The following is a 19613-nucleotide window of genomic DNA, read 5'->3' on the forward strand; positions in this document are numbered from 1 at the left end:
GTGCGCGATGATCCGCATTCGTCCCAGCCTCGTCACCGCGCTGCTCATCGCCGCCGCGGTTATTGCCGCCCCCGCGCCCGCGCAAACCGGTGGCGGTGCCCCCTACAGCATCGACGGCCGGGGCTTCTCGCGCCTGCAGGATGCGGTCGACGCGATCGGCGAGGGGCAGGGCACGATCACCATCGCGCCGGGCTATCATCGCGACTGCGCGATCCAGACCGCAGGGCGCATCGCCTTCGTCGCCGCCGAACCGGGCCGTGCGATCTTCGACGGTGTGACCTGCGAGGGCAAGGCGGCGCTGGTACTGCGCGGCGCGGGCGCGAAGGTCGACGGGATCGTGTTCCAGAACATGCGCGTGCCCGACGGCAATGGCGCGGGCATCCGGCTGGAGAAAAGCGACCTCGAAATCGCCAATAGCCTGTTCCGCAACAGCGAGGAAGGCATCCTTACCGCTGACGATCCCGAGGCGACGCTGACCATCGACCGGTCGACCTTCTCGCGCCTCGGCCGCTGCGACCGCGGGCTGAGCTGCGCGCACAGCGTCTACACCGGCATTTACGGCCGTGTCGTCGTCACCCGCACGCGTTTCGAAAAGGGCAGCGGCGGCCATTATTTCAAGTCGCGCGGTATTCAGGTCGATGTGCGCGACAATAGTTTCGACGATACGCAGGGCACCGCGACCAATTATATGATCGACCTGCCGTCGGGATCGGTCGGCCGGATCGCGAACAACATGCTGATCCAGGGCCGCGACAAGGAAAATTACTCCGCTCTGATCGCGATTGCCGCCGAGGAGCGCAAGAACCCGTCGCGCGGGCTGGTGATCGAAGGCAATCGTGCGACCCTGCCTGCGGGTATGGACCGCAAATCGGTGTTCGTCGCCGACTGGAGCGGCGAGGCGCTGGCGATCGGGCAGAATGAGCTGGGTGCGGGGCTGACGCGGTTCGAGAAGCGCTAAACGAATCTCTCAACCCTTTTGTGTCGAGCGAAGTCGAGACACGCCGATATCGTGCGCGCTTTCACCTGTCTCGACTTCGCGCGACACAAACGGAATAGGGGTGGGCGTCAGGCCTCGCCGCGCGTTTCGATCAGCGATGCCGCCAGCGCTTCCGCCGGGCTTTTGCCGCCCCACAGCACGAACTGGAACACCGGGTAAAAGCGCTCGCATTCGTCGATCGCGCTTTCGATCAGCGTTTCGGTGAGGTCGAGCGGCAGCGAGGCCTCGCTGCCGAGCAGCAGGCCGTGGCGGAACAATATCGTGCCGCTGTTCGACCACAGCTCGAAATGGCCGAGCCAGAGCTGTTCGTTGATCAGCGCCAGCGCTTCGTGCGCGACGGCACGCTTGTCCTCGACGACGCGGATGTCGGGAAAGGCGAGCAACTGGATGACGCCGTCGTCGGCGCGCCACACGGCGCGCAGTTCATAGGTCGTCCAGCTGCCCTGCGCGGTCGCGACGATCTCGTCCTCGCCGACCATTTCGTGCGGCCAGTCGTGCGCGGCGAAATAGGACGCCAGCATTTCCATCGGCGCCGCGTCATGGCCGTCGTCTTCGTCGTAGATATCGTCACTCATGCGCGCGCCTTTAGCGGCTATTTCTCAAAGTTGCGAGTCAGCCATAGACCGTCGCCCCCGCGAAGGCGGGGGCCGCTGGCAACCTTGCGCTACGCCGGCGGCGGCCCCCGCCTCCGCGGGGGCGACGAATAAAATCAGGCTTTCGGCTTGCGCGCCGCGGCGGGCTTGGCCGCCGGTTTGCCCGGGGGCGTCCTGACGGTATCGGCCTTGCTCACGCCTTCCAGCTTGTCGAGCCGCGCCTTCAGCGCTTCGGCCTCGGCGCGCGCGGTGGCGGCCATTTGTTTCACCGCCTCGAATTCCTCGCGGCTGACGAAATCCATGCGGCCGATCCATTCCTTGGCGCGCTCGCGCATCGCGGATTCGGCCTCGCGGCCGGCGCCGGCGACGGTTCCGGCAACGCCATTCACCATCTTGGCCAGATCGTCGAAAAAGCGGTTTTCGCTCTGCATGTCTTACTTCCTTCGTCGGGGGAGAGACCCCTTGCCGGGCTATATCTGGGTGCTTGCCGCGTGCGGGACAAGGGCTTCGGCGTCGGGATTGCGCTGATCGATCTGGAAATTGAGGATCGCGGCAAAGCTCAGCCAGATCATATAGGGGACGAGCAGCCACGCCGCCGCCTTGCGGATCGGGGCGAAGGCGAAGGCGGTGGCGATCGTCATCAGCAGGATGAAGACGATCAGGTAAAAGGCCTTGGTCACCTCGTGCGCGCCGAAAAACAGCGGCGACCAGGCGAAGTTGGCGATCAGCTGAACGAAGAAAAGCAGCAGCGCCATGCCGCGTCCCTTCGCCCCGCGCGCATGCAGAACCATCGCGAGCGAGAGGCCAAGACAGATGTAGAGCGCGGGCCAGACGGTGGCGAACACCCAGCCCGGCGGGGTGATCGTGGGCAGGTCGAGCGCCGCGAACCAGCGATTGGTATAGCCGCTGTTCGACAGCAGGCCGGATAGGCTGCCGAGCAGGACGACCGCCGGAACCGTCACCAGCGCCCAGCGAAGATAAGACATGCGTAGCTGACCCGGCGTGGCGATTTCCGTCATCCCCGCAATACCCCTCGCTTGCGATTCCGTTGCAGCGGTGTCGCGATTGCGCGGCGCAGCGTCAAGCGGGACCTTTGACGGCGGCGATCAGGAATTCGACATTGCCCTCGGGTCCGGTGATCGGGCTTTCGACCAGATCGACGACCGTCCAGCCTTCGCCCTCCAGCCAGGTCCGCACCTCGGTGCATATACGCGCGTGCACCGCCGCATCACGCACGACGCCCTTCTTGCCGACCTCGCCGCGTTCGGCCTCGAACTGCGGCTTGATGAGCGCGACCATGCGTGCGGCGTCGCGGGCGAAGGACATCGGCACCGGCAGGACCTTCGACAGCGCGATGAAGCTCGCGTCGCAGACGATCATGTCGATGGGTTCGGGGATATGCGCCGCCGTCAGGATGCGCGCGCTCGTCTGTTCGTGGACGATGACGCGGTCGTCCCGCCGCAGCTTCCAGGCGAGCTGGTTGGTGCCCGAATCGACCGCATAGACGCGGGCGGCGCCGCGGCTGAGCAGCACGTCGGTGAAGCCGCCGGTCGACGACCCGACGTCGATCGCGACCGCGCCGGCCACATCCCAGCCGAGGTGGGTCAGCGCATGGTCGAGCTTGATCCCGCCGCGCGACACCCACGGATGGTCGCGTCCCTTGACGCTGATCGCGGCATCTGCGGCGACCTGTTGCCCCGCCTTGTCGACCTTGCGATCGCCGATAAAGGCGAGCCCGGCGAGGATCAGCGCCTGCGCCCGCGTGCGGCTTTCGGCGAGGCCTAAGTCGACAAGCAACTGGTCAGCGCGGATCTTCGCCATCAGCGACTGGCCAGATCGGTGAGCGTGCCGGGGGTCAGGATCTGCGGCAGGATTTCGGGCTTGCCGGCACCCGGCGCGTACCAGAGGTAGAGCGGCACGCTGTTGCGGCCATGTTCAGCGAGGGTGCGGGTGATGACGGGATCGCCATTGGTCCAGTCGCCGACGAGGGTGACGACGCCCTTCGCCTTGAAGACCTCTTGCACCGCCGCGCGGTTGATCGCGCCCGCCTCGTTCGCCTTGCACGACAGGCACCAGTCGGCGGTGAAATAGACGAAGACGGGCTTGCCGGTGGCGCGCGCCTTGGCAAGGGCTTCGGGGGTGAAGCGGTCGCCGCGCGCTTCGCCGACGATGGTCGGGGGCGTGGCCGTTACGACTTCATAGGTCAGGAGTCCCATGAAAAGGGGGGGGAACAGCAGCAACAGCTTTCCGGCATGGCCCCGATCGGGACCTTTCATCCAGTGGCGATAGAGAGCGATGGCGCCGATGCTGGCGACGATGGGGCTATAAATATCGCCCCAACCCAATCCATCGACCTGTTGCGTCAACAGCCAGCCAAGGGCGACGGCTGTGATCCCCATCGGGAGCGCCATCCATTTGCGGAAGGTTGCCATCCATGGCCCGGGCTTGGGCAGGCGGCGGCGCAGCGCGGGAAGGAAACCGATCGCGAGGAAGGGCAGGGCGAGGCCCAGCCCAAGCCCGCCGAAGATCGGCAGTGCCGCCCAGGCGGGGAGCACCAAGGTCGCGCCGAGCGCCGTCCCGAGCAACGGCCCGCTGCACGGTGTCGCGACAAAGGCCGCGAGCGCGCCGGTCCAGAAGCCGCCGGCCGCGCCGCCCTGGTCCGCGAGCTTCTGCCCGCCGCCGAAGGAGGGCAGTTCGTAAGTGCCGAGCAGGTTGAGCGTGATCGCGATCGCGAGCAGCAGCAGGATGAACACGCTCACCGGGTGCTGCAATTGGAACGCCCAGCCGACCTGTTCGCCCGCCGCGCGCAGTGCGAGCAGTAGGCCGCCGAGCGCGAGGCTGACCAGCACTGCCCCCGCGGTGTAGGCGAGCGCCTCGACCTTCGCTTCGCGCGCATGGCCGGCCGAGCGCGCGAGGCTGAGCGCCTTGAGGCTGAGGATTGGAAAGACGCACGGCATCAGGTTGAGGATCAGCCCGCCGAGAATCGCTCCGCCGAGCGCGGCCCAAAACAGCCCCATATCGATACCCGGCTTGGCGACCGCGATCGGTTCGCCGACCGCCCGCACCGCGGCCGGTTCGAACGCCACCGTCAATCCGCGCCCGTCGGCGAGCTTGACCAGCCCCTGCACCGGGCCAGTGGCGTCGCCATTGGCGCGGGTTTCGACGATGATCCAGTCGCCATTGCGGGTGAAGCTTTGCGGGGCGGGATAATCGATCAGATTCTGCGTTTCGAGGAACAGGTGCGGTGTCTCGATCGCCGTGCCTTCGGGCAGCGGGATGCCGAAGCGCAAGGTCTGGCCGCGGCGCTCCCACGTCCCCGGGCGGTCGAGCGGTTGCGGCAGCCGCGCGCGCCAGGCGTCGAAGCGCGTGCGCGAGGCCGCTGCGATCGCCCCGTCGCCCGCGGTCAGCTTGACCGACACCACTGCTTTTTCGGGCACGCAGACCTTGTCGGTGCACGCGAGCCAGTTGGCGATACCCGACAGCGTCAGGTCGGTCCCCGGCGCGACGCTTTTGTCGATGCGGACGTCGGCGAGCAGCGCATAGGGATGCTCATAGACATGGTTCATCATGCCAAAGAGCATCAGCGCCTCGGGCACCGGGTAGCGGAAGGGTTCGATGGTCACGCCGTCGGGCTGGTTCCAGTCGACCGACATGCCGAACCCGGCATCGCCGCCGTTGAGCCAATAGCCGTGCCAGCCCTTGCCGGGCGTCATGCTCAGCGCCAGCGTCGATGTCGTGCCCGGCGCGGGCGTCGGCGACTCGGCGATCAGTTCGGGCGTGATGTTCACCGGCTGCGCGCGGGCGGGGGCGAGGGCGAGCATCGCCAGCGCCAGCATGGCGAGCAGCATGCGCCAAGCCCCTGTCACAAAAGCGTCCCTGCTGCGATCCATGCCCGTCCTATGTCCATCCATCGTTCGAGGCTTGCCATATAGGCGGCTTTCGTCGAGAGGACAGCCCGCGCTGACACCCCCTGTATCGGAGAAGCCGCCCGTGAAGATGAAATATCTCAACACCGCCCTCGCCGCCGCGCTTTGTGTCGCCGGAACCGGTGCCAGCTTCGCGCAGGATGCGGCCGCGCCTGTACAGAAGGTCACCGCGCAGACGCCGCCGCCCAAGCTGATCGTCATGGTCGCGGTCGACCAGTTTTCGGCCGACATTTTCGCCGAATATCGCGGTAAATTCACTGGCGGTCTCGCGCGGCTCGCCTCGGGCGTCGTCTTCCCCGCGGGCTATCAGTCGCATGGCGCGACCGAGACCTGCCCCGGCCATTCGACGATCCTGACCGGCAACCACCCCGCGCACACCGGGATCATCGCGAACAATTATTTCGATCTGTCGACGCCGCGCGACGACAAGCGCGTCTATTGCGCCGAGGATGAGGGCGTCGCGGGGACGACGTCGGGCAGCGGCAAATATGCCGCCTCGGTCAAGCATCTGCTCGTCCCGACGCTCGGCGACCTGATGAAGGCGCGCGATCCCCGGACCCAGGTCGTGTCGGTCGCGGGCAAGGACCGCGCCGCGATCATGATGGGCGGGCACCAGGCCGACGAACTGATGTGGCTCGTCCCCACCGGGCTCACCAGCTATCGCGGCACGGCGCTGTCGCCGGTCGCGACGCAGGCGAGCGCGGCGATCGCCGCTGCGATGGCGCAGCCGCGCCCCGGCCTCACGCTGCCCGCCGATTGCGCCGCGAAGGACATCGCGATCCCGATCGACAAGGGGGGCACTGTCGGCACCGGCCGCCTCGCGCGCGATGCCGGCAATTTCCGCGGCTTCATGGCCTCGCCCGAAGCCGATGGCGCGGTCCTCGCGACCGCTGCGGCGCTGCGCCAGACGCGCAAGATGGGCGAGGGCGACACCACCGACCTCCTCATCGTCGGGCTGTCGGCGACCGACTATGTCGGCCACACCTATGGCACCGAGGGCAGCGAAATGTGCTTGCAGATGGCGGGTCTCGACCGCGAACTCGGCGATTTCTTCGCGCGGCTCGATGCAAGCGGCATCGATTATGCAGTCGCGCTGACCGCCGACCATGGCGGCCACGACCTGCCCGAGCGCAACCGCCAGAATGCCTGGCCCGCCGCCGAGCGCGTCGACCGCGGTCTCGACGCCGACCAACTGGGCAAGGCGGTCGCCGAAAAGCTCGGCCTGCCGCAACCTTTGCTCTACAGCGACGGCCCGTTCGGCGACATGTATCTGTCGAAGGCGCTGACCCCGGCGCAGCGCAAGGCGGCGTCGGCCGAACTGCTCGCCCGCTGGCGCGCTCATCCGCAGGTCGAGGCGGTGGTGACCGGCGAGGAACTGGCGAAATATCCGATTTCGAAGCGTTCGCCCGACGTCTGGTCGATGATGGACAAGCTGCGGGCGTCCTACAATCCGCAGCGTTCGGGCGATTTCATCGTCGTGCTTAAGCCGCGCGTGACCCCGATCCCCGAATCGGGCCTCGGTTATGTCGCGACGCACGGGTCGGTGTGGGATTATGACCGGCGCGTACCGATGCTGTTCTGGCGCAAGGGGCTGGCCGGTTTCGAACAGCCCAATGCGGTGATGACGGTCGATATCCTCCCCACGCTGGCGGGGCTGATCGGACTGCCGGTGGACGCCACCAAGATCGACGGCCGCTGCCTCGACCTGCTTTCGGGTCCGGACAGCAGCTGTCGGTAACAACGAAAAGAAAAGACCATGACCAAGACATTGCGGACTTTTTCCGGCCAGCTGTTGCTGGTCGGCTGCGGCAACATGGCTGGTGCGATGCTCGACCGCTGGCTGGCTGCGGGGCTCGATCCCGCGCAGGTCGCGATCGTCGATCCGGCGGCGGCCCCGCGCGAAGGCATCGTCCAATATGCCGCGCTCGCCGAATGGCAGGCGGCGGGCGGCGATGCCGACTGGATCATGCTCGGCATGAAGCCGCAGCAACTCGGCGAAGTCGCGGGCGAACTCGCGCCGCAGGTGACCGACGACGTCCATCTGCTCTCGATCCTCGCCGGGGTTTCGTTGACCGATCTTGTCGCGCGTTTTCCAAATGCCCGCGCACAGGTGCGTATCCTGCCGAACCTCGCCGCGCGGATCGGCGCCGGGGTGTCGGCGGTCGCCAGCCTTGGCCGGACCGACGACAAGGCAGTCACCGCGCTTCTGAAACCCCTCGGCCAGGTCGTGCCGCTCGCCGACGATTCGACGATGGATCTGGTCACCGCCTTCACCGGCAGCGGCCCGGCTTTCGTCTTTCGCCTGATCGAAGCCTATGCCGCGGCGGGCGAACGGCTTGGCCTGTCGAGCGAGGACGCGCTGGCGCTGGCGCTGGCGACCTTCGGGGGTTCGACCGCGCTGCTCGCCGACAGCGGCGAAAAGCCCGGGGTGCTTGTCGCACAGGTCGCGAGCAAGGGCGGCACGACGCAGGCGGGGCTCGACATCCTCGACGAGGGCGGCCAGCTCGTCGCGCTGATGACCAATGTGCTGCGCGCCGCGCGCGATCGCGGCCGCGAACTCGCCGATATCGCGCGCGGGGAAGGCTGACCTCGCCCCCGCGAAGGCGGGGGCCGTTGTCGGCATATCTCAGCCTCGCCGTGTCGAACTTCTAGCGGCCCCCGCCTACGCGGGGACGACGCTCAGTTTTCGCTCCCCAATTTGCCGACCCGTTCGCGCTCGCGGGCCGGCAACAGTGCTTCGCTGACCTGCCAGAAGCCCGTCACCGCCTGTTGCCCCGCATGGGTATAGGCGCGGCTCATCGCGTCGCGCAGCAGCGCGAAGATCGCCGCCTCGATCGCGCGACCTTCGTCGGTCAGCCGCAATTCCTTTTGCCGCCGGTCGCGCCCGCCGGGGCGCGTCGTCAGCAGTTCGCGGGCCTCGAGGTCCTTCACGACACGCCCCAGCGACTGTTTGGTGATGCCGAGCAGCGCGAGCAGGTCGGAAATCGCGAGACCGGGCTGGCGCGCGATAAAATAGAGCGCGCGGTAATGGGCGCGGCCCAATTCCTGCTCGGCCAGTCGCGCGTCGATCGTGCGCCACAACGACGCATGGGCGAAAAACAGAAATTCGATACCGCGGCGAACCTCTTCCTCGCGCAAGAAAAGAGCCGAAGCGCTGGGTACTTGTGAAAGAAAATTGTCGTCGGGCATAGTCACTAGCGTTGCGCGAAGGGCCGCGCTTTGGCAAGAGGCGCGCTCCATTGACCCCCTAGCTTCAAGGTTGATCCATGTCCGCTCCCGCCTTCGCCCGTCTGCCGCACCCCAATCCTGTCGCGGACGACGACCGCGCGGCGGCGATCGCCGATCCGGTGTTCGGGCGTGTCTTCACCGATCATATGGTGTCGATTCGTTATACCGAGGGGCAGGGCTGGCACGACGCGCAGGTGATGCCGCGCGGCCCGCTGACGCTCGACCCCGCGACCGCGGTGCTCCATTATGCGCAGGAAATCTTCGAGGGGCTGAAAGCGTATCGGCTCGACGACGGGTCGATGGCGCTGTTCCGCGTCGATGCCAATGCGGCGCGTTTCAACGCCAGCGCGCGGCGCATGGCGATGGCCGAACTGCCCGAGGAATTGTTCATCGCCGCGGTCAAGGAAGCCGTGGCCGCCGATGCCCAGTGGTTCCCGCCGGTCGACGGCGGCGCGCTGTACCTGCGCCCCTTCATGTTCGCGAGCGAGGTGTTCCTCGGCGTCAAGCCGGCCGCCGAATATCAGTTCCTCGTCATCATCTCGCCGGTCGGCAATTATTTCCGCTCGGGCGCTCCCGCGATCTCGCTCTGGGTGTCGGAGGATTACACCCGCGCCGCGCCCGGGGGCACCGGTGCCGCCAAATGCGGCGGCAATTATGCATCGAGCCTTGTCGCGCAGCGCGAGGCGATCGCCAAGGGTCACGACCAGGTTGTCTTCCTCGACGCCGCCGAGCATCGCTGGATCGAGGAGCTGGGCGGCATGAACATGTTCTTCGTGTTCGACGACGGCAGCATCGTCACGCCGCCGCTGACCGGGACGATCCTGCCGGGCATCACCCGCGACGCGATCATCACGCTTGCCCGCGACGCCGGGCTGACGGTACGCGAGGAGCCCTATGCGATCGATCAGTGGCAGGCCGATGCGGAAAGCGGCAAGCTGACCGAAAGCTTTGCCTGCGGCACCGCCGCGGTGGTCACCCCGGTCGGCAAGGTCACGCGCGGCGACACCGCCTTCACGATCGGCGCCGGCGGCCCCGGACAGGTGACCGCGATGCTCAAGGACAAGCTCGTCGACATCCAGCGCGGCCGTTCGGCCGACCCGCATGGCTGGGTCACGCGGCTCTAAGCCCGCCTTGCCATTCATGCGCCCGGCGCTATAGAGCGCCCTCGCACCGGCCCGTTGGGGCGTCGCCAAGTGGTAAGGCAGCGGCTTTTGATGCCGCCATTCGCAGGTTCGAATCCTGCCGCCCCAGCCAGCCGGTGTGACCAGGCCCCGCGGCGTTGCACAGGACGCCTTTCGCTCCATCTGCGCTGTTCGCGCCCGTGTTAGGCGCGCTCCCGAGAGTGGCTATTTTCGACCAACAATCGAATATCGGCGCTTCGGCATTGTCTCGCTCGATAGTCTATTGGGGCGGGTCGGCATGAACCACGTTGCCGTGCCAACTGCGGAACTCATGCTCGCGTGTGTCGACGATGAACTCGTGTCGGTGCGTCGGATATTTGTTGACCTGCCGAAAAGTGACGCGTGTCACGCCTTCGATACGATAGATGTTTTCGATCGTGGCGGTCATCGCGCGCTGATCCTTGGCATACATATGCGCGAGCAGGTTATATGCTCCGGTCTTCATCGCGCAGCCCGAGCAGCGATCCATGCCGGCGATTGCCTTGTACGCCGCGCTCAGATGCAGGGGATGCACCTCGATATACATCCAGCCGAATATCCGCATGTTCGTGGCGGCGACGTCGATCAGCAGCCCATATGTAATCAGCCCGGAGTCGGTGAGGCGTTTCAGCCGCTTGCGAATGGCGGCTTCCGACAGTTCGAGCTGCCGCCCGATCGCCCGATTGCTCGTCCGGCCATCGTCATGCAGCAAGGCCATGATGCGCCGGTCGATCGCGTCGGGGATGAAAGACCCGCTCACAGTGATGCGATGCCCTGCTTGATGCACGCTTCGCCGATCGAAACGTCCGCGGCGATTCCACTGACCCCGGCTATGGTGCCGATCCTGTTCTCGATGAGGTCACGAAGGTCGGCGGCGCTCTGCACGAACACCATCACCTGAAGGAAGGGATTCTCGAAAAAGAGCGAGATCGAAAAGACATTTTCGATCTTGCCGACGTCCGCCGCAATCCTTTCGGCTTCCCCGAATGCACAGCTCACATCGATCCAGCCCAATACGCCATAGCCGGTCTTGACGATATTCTGCTGAACCGAAAGCTTGATCACCTTCTCGCGGATCAACGTGTCGACGCGGACCGATATGGTACTCTCGGCCACGCCGAGTTTTACCGCCAGGTCACGGTTGGACGTCTGGGGCGCGTGCGCGAGAATCGCGATGATTTGCCGGTCGACCGAATCCAGACGTTTGTTCGAACCCATATGCCTCCCTCGACGTCACCGCGAGCCGGATCGCCTGAGGCGGGCATGATACCAAGCTGCCCGTAACTCAAGAAAATTCTGCGATTATCGCATATGGTGCCAAATGTACGAATAATGCGTTCCAAAAACCATTTGACAGGTTCGCATACATCGGAGAACATGAGCCTCGACAAAAGCTCGACAATGAGCAGTGGCCGCGATGGGAGCGGCTGACACAGCCGCCGTAGCGCGGCGGTCGATGGGAGAGGGAAAGCCATGAATCCGAAATCCGTGCACCAAGTCCGCTTTTTGCTGGCGAGCAGCCTGCTGCCGCTGGCCCTGGCATATCCGCTGGCCGCCGAGGCGCAGGATGCTGCGACACCCGCGGACGCGGCCGACACGTCGACCGACGCCACCGACGGCGACATCGTCGTCACCGCGCGCCGGCGCGAGGAAGGGTTGAGCCGCACGCCGGTCGCGGTGTCGGTGCTGACCAGCGATGCGTTGCAGTCGCGAAGCATCAATTCGGAAGCCGACCTGCAGACCGCGACTCCCGGCCTGATCGTTCGTTCGACGCAGGGCAGCAGCCAGTTCAGCTATGCGATCCGCGGCCAGTCGATCGATGCGTTCAGCGTGTCGCAGCCCGGCGTACTGACCTATGTGAACGAGTTCCAGACCAACGCGCTGAGCGCCGGATCGCTGTACGACCTCGCCTCGGTGCAGGTGCTCAAGGGGCCGCAGGGGACCCTGTTCGGACGCAACACGACCGGCGGTGCGGTGCTCTTTTCGACGGCGGACCCCGAATTCGATGCGGTTCGCGGCTTTGCGCGCGGCCGCGTCGGCAATCTGGGAGCCTGGCAGGCCGAGGGGATGCTGAACGTCCCGCTCGGCGACAGCGCCGGCCTCCGCGTCGCGGGCATGATCGACCAGCGCGACGGCTTCGTGCGCAATCTCGTCAATGGCGAACGCCTCAACGATATCGATCGCTGGTCGGTGCGCGCCTCGCTCAGTTTCGAGATCGGCGATAAGATCGAGTCGAAGTTCGTTGCGCAATATGGGCGCACGAAGGGCAATGGCGATCCGCTGCTGGCCTTCTCCGCGAACGAACCCGGGTCGGTCGGGCCGAATGGGCAGGTGCTTCCCGCGACGCTGACCACTTTCTACAGTCCGATACTCGACACGCTGGCCGGACCCGGCGCCTATGCGGCGCTGCGCGCCGCCTATCCGGGGAGCCCGGCGGGCGGTTACGGCGAATATGTCTCGATCCAGCGCGCGCTGGGCAATCGCGCGACCTATCTCGACGCCGAGACGGGGCTCGACGCCAAAAGCGCCTTCATCATCAACACGACCACGATCGCGATCTCGGACAGCGCCGAGATCAAGAATATCGCCGGCTATTCGTACAACCGCAACGTCTCGCTGTTCGACCAGGACGGCAGCCCGCTTCCCTTTTACGGGCGCGTGCAGACGCTCAACCGCGTCGAATCGCTGTCCGAGGAATTGCAGCTGTCGGGCGAGGCGATCGACAACCGGCTGAACTATATCGTGGGCATTTATTATTCGAACGAGAAACGGACGAGCGGGCAAGACTTCAACTATTTCGACCTCGGCCCCGTCGCCAATCCGATCCTCGGCCCGGTGTTCGGCGGCAGCCTGCCGCTCGGCAATCGTCTCGAGGGCGATTTTGATATCTCGAGCATCGGCGCATTCGCGCAGCTGTCGTTCAAGCTTACCGACGAGTTGAGCGCGACGGGCGGCATCCGCTACACGCAGGAGCGGAACAAGTTCACCGAGGTATCGGGTTTCGCGCCCTTCTATCCGGCGGGGATCGTCGAAAAACGCAAGGACAGCGAACCGAGCTGGACGCTTGGCCTCGAATATCAGGCGACGCCCTCGCTCTTCTTCTATGGCACCTATCGTGGCAGCTGGCGCGGCGGCGGCTTCAACTACAACGCGCCGCCGGTGAATGCGATCGCCGAACTCGGCGGCAATACCTTCAACCCCGAGAAGATCGAGGACGTCGAATTCGGCGCGAAATTCAACGGCCATCTCGGCACGGTGCGCACGCGCGCCAATCTCGCCGTCTACAAAAGCTGGGTCGATGGCATCCAGCGCATCGCCTATCTGACCTTCCCCGATGTCGGACCGGGCGGTGCGACCGTCAACGCCGACGGAGCCATATTCCAGGGGGTCGAGTTCGATGCCGAGGTCACGCTGGCGCCCGGCGTGGTGATCGGCGGTTCGTTCAACCACACCGATCCCAAATATCGCGGCGACACGCAGCAGACGCTGTTCGGCACCTTCATCGATTTCACGACCTTTGCCGATGTGACCAAATATTCGGGCAGCGGCTACATCGACGTGACCACGCCGCTCGGAGGGAACACGGGCGAACTGCGCGCGCGCCTCGATGTCTACGCCCAGTCGAGCCTCTATTTCTCCAACTATGGCAAGAGCGGCGCGCCGGGGACGCTGCTTCCCTCCTATGAGTTGGTGAACGCGCGGATCGGGCTCGACAATATCGGCGGGTCGGGGGTCTCGGCAGCCTTTTTTGCCAAGAACATCTTCGACAAGGAATATTTCGTGGGCGGCATCGGGCTCGGCACCGCGGGCGGATACAATCTCGCCGTGCCAGGCGAACCGCGCACCTACGGCGTCGACGTCAGCTTCCGCTTCTGACTCCTCCCCTGTCCCGGCCAGCGCCTGGCCGGGACGTCTTTTCCCCGGAGTGAAATCCATGATCGAACTCGATGCGATCGTCATCGGTGCCGGCATGTCGGGCATGTACCAGCTTCATCTTCTGCGCGGCCTGGGACTCACCGTCCAGGCGCTGGAGGCGGGCAGCGAAGTGGGCGGTACCTGGTACTGGAACCGCTATCCCGGCTGCCGCTTCGATTCCGAAAGCTACAGCTATTGCTTTTCGTTCGACGAGGAGATGCTGCAGGAGTGGAACTGGAGCGAGCATTTCGCGCCGCAGCCCGAAACGTTCGCCTATCTTCGGCGCGTCGCCGACAAGCTCGACCTGCGAAAGGATATCCGCTTCGCGACGCGAGTGGTGTCGGCACACTGGGACGAGGCGGACGGTCGCTGGGTGGTGCGATGCGAAGACGGCTATGCGGTGCGCGCCAAATATCTGGTGACCGCCATCGGAATATTGTCGATCCCGGTCATTCCCGATTTTCCGGGACGCGGCAGTTTCGCGGGGGCGTCCTTCCACACGTCCGACTGGCCGCGCGGCGGCATCGATCTGGCCGGAAAACGGGTGGCGGTGGTCGGTACCGGCGCGACCGGAATCCAGGTCATTCAGGAGGTGGCCAAGATCGCGGGCCACCTTACCGTGGTGCAAAAGGAACCCAATTGGAGCAAGCCGCTCTGCAACGCGCCGATCACGCCCGATGAAATGGCGGACATCAAGGCGCGCTATGCCGATATTTTCGAGTCCTGCCGAAGCAGCGACGCGGGCTTCCTCCACAATTGGGACCCGCGTTCGACGTCGGACGTCAGCGATGCGGAACGCGAGGCGTTCTACGAACAAAAATATGGCGAGCGCGGCTTCGCCTTCTGGCTGAGCAATTTCGCCGATCTCTCGGTCGATGAAAAGGCCGCGCGGCTCGCGAGCGACTTTCTGGCGCGCAAGATCCGCGAGCGCGTGACGGATCCCAAAACGGCCGAGAAACTCATTCCCACCGACCATCTCTTCGGCACCCGGCGGGTGCCGATGGAGACCGGCTATTATGAGGTGTTCAACCAGCCCAATGTCGACCTCGTCGACGTCAACGCCGACCCGCTGCGCGCGATCACGCCGGGCGGCATGACATTCGACAGCGGGTTCGTGCCGCTCGATGTCATCATCTATGCAACCGGCTTCGACGCGGTACGCGGGGCGTTCGACCGCATCGAGATCGTGGGGCAGGGCGGGCTCACGTTGCGGGAGAAGTGGGACGATGGTCCCGTCACCTTCCTCGGGCTGCAGAGCCACGGCTTTCCGAACTTCTTCATGATCGTCGGCCCGCACAGCGGCGCGACCTTCTGCAACGTGCCGCGCTGCGCCGAGCAGAATGTCGAATTTATCGCCGACCTTGTCGGACATATGGAGCGCCGCGGCCTGGCGCGATGCGAGGCGACGATAGCGGCCGAGCAGGACTGGACGAAACAGGTCCTCGACCAGGCCGAACTCCTGCTCGCGGGCAAGACCAACAGCTGGTTCACCGGGATCAATCACAACATCGCCGGGCGAAACGAACGGAAGATGCTCCTCTACACGCTGGGACAGCAATTTTTCCTGCAGGTCTGCCGCGAGACGGTCGAGCAAGATTATCGCGGCTTCGACATGGCGCCCGCGCGTTCGGCCGCCTGAACCGCCGCAAAGGAGATGACCATGCCCAGCGACGCCTTCCAATCCCTCGTCGAACAATTGTTCGCCTCGCCCATGCCGACCGACATTATGGAAATGCGCGAGGCGTACCGCGCCATGGGCGACGCCTTCCCGCTCCCGCCCGATGTGCAGGTTGAAAAGGCGACGCTCGGTGGCCGGCCTGCAGAATGGCTTAGCGTGTCGACCGCGCCCAGCCACGCGGTCCTGCTCGTCCACGGCGGCGGCTATTGCATCGGTGGGCTGGACTCGCACCGTCACCTCGGCGGCGAGATCGCGCGGCAGACGGGCAGCCGGGTGGCGGTGATCGACTATCGCCTTGCGCCCGAACACCCTTATCCCGCCGGGCTCGAGGATCTGAAGCGCGCCTATTCCGACCTGCTCGCCGGAGCGGGCGGCGAGAAGATCGCCCTCGTCGGCGACAGCGCCGGCGCGGGGCTTGTGATGGCACTGGTGGCCGAACTGCTGCGCGAGCAGCGCCCGCTGCCGGCAAGCATCTATTGCATGTCGCCCTGGGCCGACCTTTCGGACACCGCGACATCGCGGACCTTGAAGCGCGACGTCGATCCGCTCGCCAACCCGGACCTGCTCGCGCGGATGGCCGGCTTTTACGCCGGCGACATCGCGGTCAGCGATCCGCGCGTCTCTCCCGCCTTCGCGGACTTTCGCGGCTGCCCCCCGGTCTTCATCCAGGCGGGAACCGCCGAGGTCCTGATGGACGACGCGCTCAACCTCGCGAAGTCGCTGGGGGATGCCGACGTCGATGTCGATGTCGAACTGCGCGCGGACATGGTCCATGTCTGGCCCTGGTTCTTTCCCGCGATCCCCGAGGGCGCCGAAGCGCTCGCGCGCGCTTGCCGCTTCCTCTCGCGCCACTTTGGCGGGGGCGCCTGATCATGGCGCCCGCTGTCCGCTGTCCCCCGCAGAAAGGCCTCCCCGATGCTTGACGATGTGATGCCCGCCGCCGAGGACGATCTCGAATGGGCGCGCGCCAAATATGGTGCCGAACGCGACAAACGTGCGGGACGCCGCGGCCGGACCGCGTACCGCACGCCGGATACCGGGATCGCGATCGACCTTGCCGACACCTATATCCCGCGCATCGAGCGCGCGGCACGCGACGAACAGGTCGGGGCGCTTGTCATCGGCGCGGGCTTTGCCGGGGTGATCGCGGCGATCGAGATGCGCCGATGCGGCGTCGGGCCGATCCGCATTCTCGACACGGCGGGGGATTTTGGCGGGGTGTGGTACTGGAACCGCTACCCCGGCGCCCAGTGCGACGTCGAATCCTATATCTATCTGCCGTACCTTGAGGAAACCGACTATATTCCCAAGGAGAAATATTCGCATCAGCCCGAAATCCTCGCGCATGCCCAGCGGCTGGGGCGGCATTTCGACCTCTACAAGGATGCGCTGTTTCACACCGGCGTGACCGAGGTGCGCTGGTCCGACGCCGAGCGCTGGACGGTACGCACCGACCGCGGCGACACGATCCGGTCCAATTTCGTCGTCATGGCCGGCGGTGGTCAGGACCAGCCGCGGCTCCCCGATCTTCCGGGCCTCGACGACTTTCACGGTCGCATCTTTCACAGTTGCCGTTGGGACTATGAGTATACCGGCGGCGACGCGTCGGGCAATTGCACCGGGCTTGAAGGCAAGCGGGTGGCGGTCGTCGGGACCGGTGCTTCGGCGGTGCAGGTCGTCCCCTATATCGCGCCGTCGGCTGCGCATCTTTACGTGCTTCAGCGCACGCCGGTCGTCGTGGGCGAGCGGCTGAACAAACCGACCGACCCCGCCTGGGCCGCGACACTCGAACCCGGCTGGCAGGACCGCCGGATGTTCAACTATTCGACGCTCGTGCTCGGCGGCCAGCAGGACGAGGATCTGGTCGACGATGGCTGGACGCACGCGACCGCGGAGCTTGCGAGCATCTATGGCGGCGACCGGAAGGAAAGCGATGTTTCGGCCGAGGCGGCCGCGGAAGCCGCCGAGCGCGCCGACCTTCGCTATATGGCGAAACTTCGGGGCCGCATCGACCGCGTGGTCCACAAGGAAGCGGCCGCTGAGTTGCTGAAACCATGGTACCGCTATTTCTGTAAGCGACCCACTTTCAACGACCTTTATCTGCCGGCCTTCAACCGGGACAATGTCGAACTCGTCGACGTGAGCGGAGCCGCCGGCCTGGAACGGCTCACCGAAACAGGGTTCGTCGTCGACGGGACCGAATATCCCGTCGATGCGATCATCTTCGCCTCGGGCTTTGCCAGCGACCTGTCCTCCCGCAAGGGCTATGAGATCGCCGGGCGCGGCGGGGTGACCTTGCGCGAGCATTGGCGCGACGGCGCGCGGTCGCTCCACGGGTCCCTGATCCACGGCTTTCCGAACCTGTTCCTGATGGGAACGGTGCATGTCGGGCTGACGATCAATTATACCGAGATGATGCTGCGCCAGGGGCGCCATCTTGCCCGGACGATCGAGCTGGTGCGCGAACGCGGCTTCGGCGAAATCGAAGCGAGCGCACAGGCCGAGGATGATTATGTCGAGGCGATCGTGGATGCGCGCGAGGCCGATGTAGCCTTTCACGCCGCTTGCACGCCGGGTTATTTCAACAACGAGGGCATGCCCTTGAAGCGCGGCAAGGGGCTCACCGACGCCGTTTACCCCGGCGGTCTCTTCGCCTGGGTCGAGATGGTCACCGACTGGCGCGAGCATCAGGGCTTTGCCGGCGCGACGCTCCGGTGATCGCGCGGCGCTATCTGGAAATCGACAGGAGAGGCTGATGACATTCGACCGGATCGAGCGTTCGACGATTGCCGGCACCGTATACGGGCATGTGGATTCGGCTTTCGCCGAACTGGCGGATATCTTCACCGCGAACTTCGAGGTGCGGGGCGAGGTCGGCGCGAGCCTCTCGCTCTTTCACGAAGGGCGGCGTGCGGTCGATCTCTGGGGCGGTCGCAAGGCCGTGGGCGGCGACGCGTGGGACGAAGACACGATCTCGATCGTGTGGTCGAGCACCAAGGGCATCACCGCGATCGCCGCGCATCACGCGGTCGAGAAGGGCCATCTCGACCTCGACGCGCCGATCGCGCGCTATTGGCCCGAATTCGCCCGTGAGGGAAAGGAAGATGCCACCGTCGCGATGATCCTCGATCATTCGGTCGGGGTTCCCGCGCTGCGCGATCCGGTGAAACCGGGGGGCTTCGCGGATTTCGACTATATGTGCGACCGCGTCGCCGCCGAGCGCCCGTTCTGGGTGCCGGGAACGCGCCACGGCTATCACGGCCATACATACGCCTGGACGCTCGGCGGACTTTTTCGCCGCGCCGTCGGCGTGCCGCTCGGCGATTATATCCGCAGCGAGCTGGCGGTGCCCCTGGGTGCCGATTTCTGGCTCGGCCTGCCGACCAGCGAGCATCGGCGGGTGGCGCCGATGGTCTATCCGACCGATCCGCTGTTCGGCGGCCAGTCGCGCGCCAACCACGCGATCGAGAATGAACCCGGTGCGCCCTTCACGCTGATGATGACCAACGACGGCGCCTATGACTGCAACGATCCGGCCTATTGGCCGGTCGAGATCGGCTCGCTCAACGGCATGACCAATGCGCGGGGGCTGGCCACCCTCTATTCGGCGCTGGCCAATGGCGATCTGCTGACCGCCGATACGATCGCCCGCATGGGGCGGACGGCCAGCGCGAGCCACCTCGATGCGACGTTGCTGATGCCGATGCGGTTCGGGCTGGGTTTCATGAAGACGACCGACAATCGGTCGGCTTCGCATCTGGTCGATTGTACGCTCCTCCTCTCCGAGGACGCGTTCGGCCATGTCGGTTTTGGCGGTTCGGTCGGCTTCGCGGATCCCGCGGCGCGCATGGGGTTCGGCTACACGATGAACCGGATGGGCGCGGGCGTGATGGTCGGCGATCGCGCGCAACTGCTCATCGACGCCGCCTATCGCGCGCTTGGTTACCGATCGAAAGCGAGCGGCGCCTGGGTGTGAGGGCGCCGACAAATCCGAAACAGGGCGACGGGCCGGGCGAGCGCACCGAGCAACGACATTACCGCCGCGTAATTTATTGGCCATGCACCGGCAGCGGCGACGCCGCTATGGCGGGCCTGCGCGGGAAGGATAACCGCGGC

At 65.6% G+C, this 19613-nt stretch carries 17 protein-coding genes and 1 tRNA gene; 10 read left to right on the forward strand and 8 right to left on the reverse strand.

Annotation, left to right across the window (positions count from 1 at the left end; genetic code table 11):
* The first annotated feature begins 7 nt into the window (after window positions 1-7).
* A complete protein-coding gene (locus tag EEB18_RS15720) occupies window positions 8-958 on the forward strand; it encodes a right-handed parallel beta-helix repeat-containing protein (protein ID WP_187140877.1) in 951 nt (316 codons plus the stop codon).
* A 107-nt stretch (window positions 959-1065) separates the two neighbouring features.
* Here EEB18_RS15720 and EEB18_RS15725 read toward each other — a convergent pair whose 3' ends face one another.
* The 5 genes from EEB18_RS15725 to EEB18_RS15745 all read right to left on the reverse strand — a co-directional run bounded on the left by EEB18_RS15725 (window position 1066) and on the right by EEB18_RS15745 (window position 5438).
* Window positions 1066-1572: a YbjN domain-containing protein gene (locus EEB18_RS15725; protein ID WP_056346382.1), complete on the reverse strand. Its 507-nt coding sequence runs from the start codon at window positions 1570-1572 to the stop codon at window positions 1066-1068.
* A gap of 134 nt (window positions 1573-1706) precedes the next feature.
* Window positions 1707-2021, reverse strand: a complete 315-nt coding sequence (locus EEB18_RS15730) for an accessory factor UbiK family protein (RefSeq protein ID WP_187140876.1) — start codon at window positions 2019-2021, stop codon at window positions 1707-1709.
* Window positions 2022-2060: 39 nt separating this feature from the next.
* Window positions 2061-2609 (reverse strand): TspO/MBR family protein, encoded by a 549-nt coding sequence (locus EEB18_RS15735; protein ID WP_187140875.1) that lies wholly within the window; start codon window positions 2607-2609, stop codon window positions 2061-2063.
* A gap of 61 nt (window positions 2610-2670) precedes the next feature.
* Entirely contained in the window at window positions 2671-3411 is a 741-nt protein-coding gene (locus EEB18_RS15740) for a TlyA family RNA methyltransferase (protein ID WP_187140874.1), read from the reverse strand.
* Window positions 3411-5438, reverse strand: coding sequence for a protein-disulfide reductase DsbD family protein (locus tag EEB18_RS15745; RefSeq protein ID WP_262407954.1), 2028 nt, complete (start codon window positions 5436-5438; stop codon window positions 3411-3413). Before EEB18_RS15745 ends, EEB18_RS15740 begins: the two co-directional genes overlap by 1 nt.
* A 148-nt stretch (window positions 5439-5586) precedes the next feature.
* On the opposite strand from EEB18_RS15745, the gene EEB18_RS15750 reads away from it, so the two are divergent.
* On the forward strand, window positions 5587-7254 hold the full coding sequence (locus EEB18_RS15750) for an alkaline phosphatase family protein (RefSeq protein ID WP_187140955.1): 1668 nt from the start codon (window positions 5587-5589) through the stop codon (window positions 7252-7254).
* 18 nt (window positions 7255-7272) lie between these two features.
* A complete protein-coding gene (gene proC, locus EEB18_RS15755; RefSeq protein ID WP_187140872.1) occupies window positions 7273-8103 on the forward strand; it encodes a pyrroline-5-carboxylate reductase in 831 nt (276 codons plus the stop codon).
* A 92-nt stretch (window positions 8104-8195) separates the two neighbouring features.
* On the opposite strand, the gene EEB18_RS15760 is transcribed toward proC, so the two are convergent.
* Window positions 8196-8705: a MarR family winged helix-turn-helix transcriptional regulator gene (locus EEB18_RS15760; protein WP_187140871.1), complete on the reverse strand. Its 510-nt coding sequence runs from the start codon at window positions 8703-8705 to the stop codon at window positions 8196-8198.
* Window positions 8706-8782: 77 nt separating this feature from the next.
* On the opposite strand from EEB18_RS15760, the gene EEB18_RS15765 reads away from it, so the two are divergent.
* Both EEB18_RS15765 and EEB18_RS15770 read left to right on the forward strand, forming a co-directional pair.
* Complete coding sequence (locus EEB18_RS15765; RefSeq protein WP_187140870.1) at window positions 8783-9868, forward strand: branched-chain amino acid aminotransferase; 1086 nt, start codon at window positions 8783-8785, stop codon at window positions 9866-9868.
* A gap of 55 nt (window positions 9869-9923) precedes the next feature.
* Window positions 9924-9998, forward strand: a tRNA-Gln gene (locus EEB18_RS15770).
* A gap of 147 nt (window positions 9999-10145) precedes the next feature.
* Here EEB18_RS15770 and EEB18_RS15775 read toward each other — a convergent pair.
* Together EEB18_RS15775 and EEB18_RS15780 are read right to left on the reverse strand one after the other, a co-directional pair.
* A complete protein-coding gene (locus EEB18_RS15775; protein ID WP_187140869.1) occupies window positions 10146-10664 on the reverse strand; it encodes an Lrp/AsnC family transcriptional regulator in 519 nt (172 codons plus the stop codon).
* A complete protein-coding gene (locus tag EEB18_RS15780) occupies window positions 10661-11122 on the reverse strand; it encodes an Lrp/AsnC family transcriptional regulator (RefSeq protein ID WP_187140868.1) in 462 nt (153 codons plus the stop codon). Before EEB18_RS15780 ends, EEB18_RS15775 begins: the two co-directional genes overlap by 4 nt.
* A gap of 255 nt (window positions 11123-11377) precedes the next feature.
* On the opposite strand from EEB18_RS15780, the gene EEB18_RS15785 reads away from it, so the two are divergent.
* From EEB18_RS15785 to EEB18_RS15805, 5 genes are read left to right on the forward strand one after another with little or no spacing between them, the layout of a single operon-like run.
* Entirely contained in the window at window positions 11378-13780 is a 2403-nt protein-coding gene (locus EEB18_RS15785) for a TonB-dependent receptor (protein ID WP_187140867.1), read from the forward strand.
* 58 nt (window positions 13781-13838) lie between these two features.
* Window positions 13839-15458, forward strand: a complete 1620-nt coding sequence (locus tag EEB18_RS15790) for a flavin-containing monooxygenase (RefSeq protein WP_187140866.1) — start codon at window positions 13839-13841, stop codon at window positions 15456-15458.
* A 21-nt stretch (window positions 15459-15479) separates the two neighbouring features.
* On the forward strand, window positions 15480-16367 hold the full coding sequence (locus EEB18_RS15795) for an alpha/beta hydrolase (RefSeq protein WP_187140865.1): 888 nt from the start codon (window positions 15480-15482) through the stop codon (window positions 16365-16367).
* A gap of 45 nt (window positions 16368-16412) precedes the next feature.
* Window positions 16413-18215, forward strand: a complete 1803-nt coding sequence (locus tag EEB18_RS15800; protein WP_187140864.1) for a flavin-containing monooxygenase — start codon at window positions 16413-16415, stop codon at window positions 18213-18215.
* A 37-nt stretch (window positions 18216-18252) separates the two neighbouring features.
* Window positions 18253-19473 (forward strand): serine hydrolase domain-containing protein, encoded by a 1221-nt coding sequence (locus EEB18_RS15805; RefSeq protein ID WP_187140863.1) that lies wholly within the window; start codon window positions 18253-18255, stop codon window positions 19471-19473.
* The last annotated feature ends 140 nt before the right edge of the window (window positions 19474-19613 follow it).

The organism is Sphingopyxis sp. OPL5, from assembly GCF_003797775.2.
Classification (GTDB): Bacteria; Pseudomonadota; Alphaproteobacteria; order Sphingomonadales; family Sphingomonadaceae; genus Sphingopyxis.

Excerpts from the sequence above, each read along its gene's own strand:
- EEB18_RS15790 (WP_187140866.1), top strand. The coding sequence starts at position 13,839 with ATGATCGAACTCGATGCGATCGTCATCGGTGCCGGCATGTCGGGCATG.
- EEB18_RS15740 (WP_187140874.1), bottom strand. The coding sequence starts at position 3,411 with ATGGCGAAGATCCGCGCTGACCAGTTGCTTGTCGACTTAGGCCTCGCC.
- EEB18_RS15750 (WP_187140955.1), top strand. The coding sequence starts at position 5,587 with ATGAAATATCTCAACACCGCCCTCGCCGCCGCGCTTTGTGTCGCCGGA.
- EEB18_RS15730 (WP_187140876.1), bottom strand. The coding sequence starts at position 2,021 with ATGCAGAGCGAAAACCGCTTTTTCGACGATCTGGCCAAGATGGTGAAT.
- EEB18_RS15805 (WP_187140863.1), top strand. The coding sequence starts at position 18,253 with ATGACATTCGACCGGATCGAGCGTTCGACGATTGCCGGCACCGTATAC.
- proC (WP_187140872.1), top strand. The coding sequence starts at position 7,273 with ATGACCAAGACATTGCGGACTTTTTCCGGCCAGCTGTTGCTGGTCGGC.
- EEB18_RS15765 (WP_187140870.1), top strand. The coding sequence starts at position 8,783 with ATGTCCGCTCCCGCCTTCGCCCGTCTGCCGCACCCCAATCCTGTCGCG.
- EEB18_RS15725 (WP_056346382.1), bottom strand. The coding sequence starts at position 1,572 with ATGAGTGACGATATCTACGACGAAGACGACGGCCATGACGCGGCGCCG.
- EEB18_RS15720 (WP_187140877.1), top strand. The coding sequence starts at position 8 with ATGATCCGCATTCGTCCCAGCCTCGTCACCGCGCTGCTCATCGCCGCC.
- EEB18_RS15795 (WP_187140865.1), top strand. The coding sequence starts at position 15,480 with ATGCCCAGCGACGCCTTCCAATCCCTCGTCGAACAATTGTTCGCCTCG.
- EEB18_RS15780 (WP_187140868.1), bottom strand. The coding sequence starts at position 11,122 with ATGGGTTCGAACAAACGTCTGGATTCGGTCGACCGGCAAATCATCGCG.
- EEB18_RS15735 (WP_187140875.1), bottom strand. The coding sequence starts at position 2,609 with ATGACGGAAATCGCCACGCCGGGTCAGCTACGCATGTCTTATCTTCGC.
- EEB18_RS15760 (WP_187140871.1), bottom strand. The coding sequence starts at position 8,705 with ATGCCCGACGACAATTTTCTTTCACAAGTACCCAGCGCTTCGGCTCTT.
- EEB18_RS15785 (WP_187140867.1), top strand. The coding sequence starts at position 11,378 with ATGAATCCGAAATCCGTGCACCAAGTCCGCTTTTTGCTGGCGAGCAGC.
- EEB18_RS15745 (WP_262407954.1), bottom strand. The coding sequence starts at position 5,438 with ATGCTGCTCGCCATGCTGGCGCTGGCGATGCTCGCCCTCGCCCCCGCC.
- EEB18_RS15800 (WP_187140864.1), top strand. The coding sequence starts at position 16,413 with ATGCTTGACGATGTGATGCCCGCCGCCGAGGACGATCTCGAATGGGCG.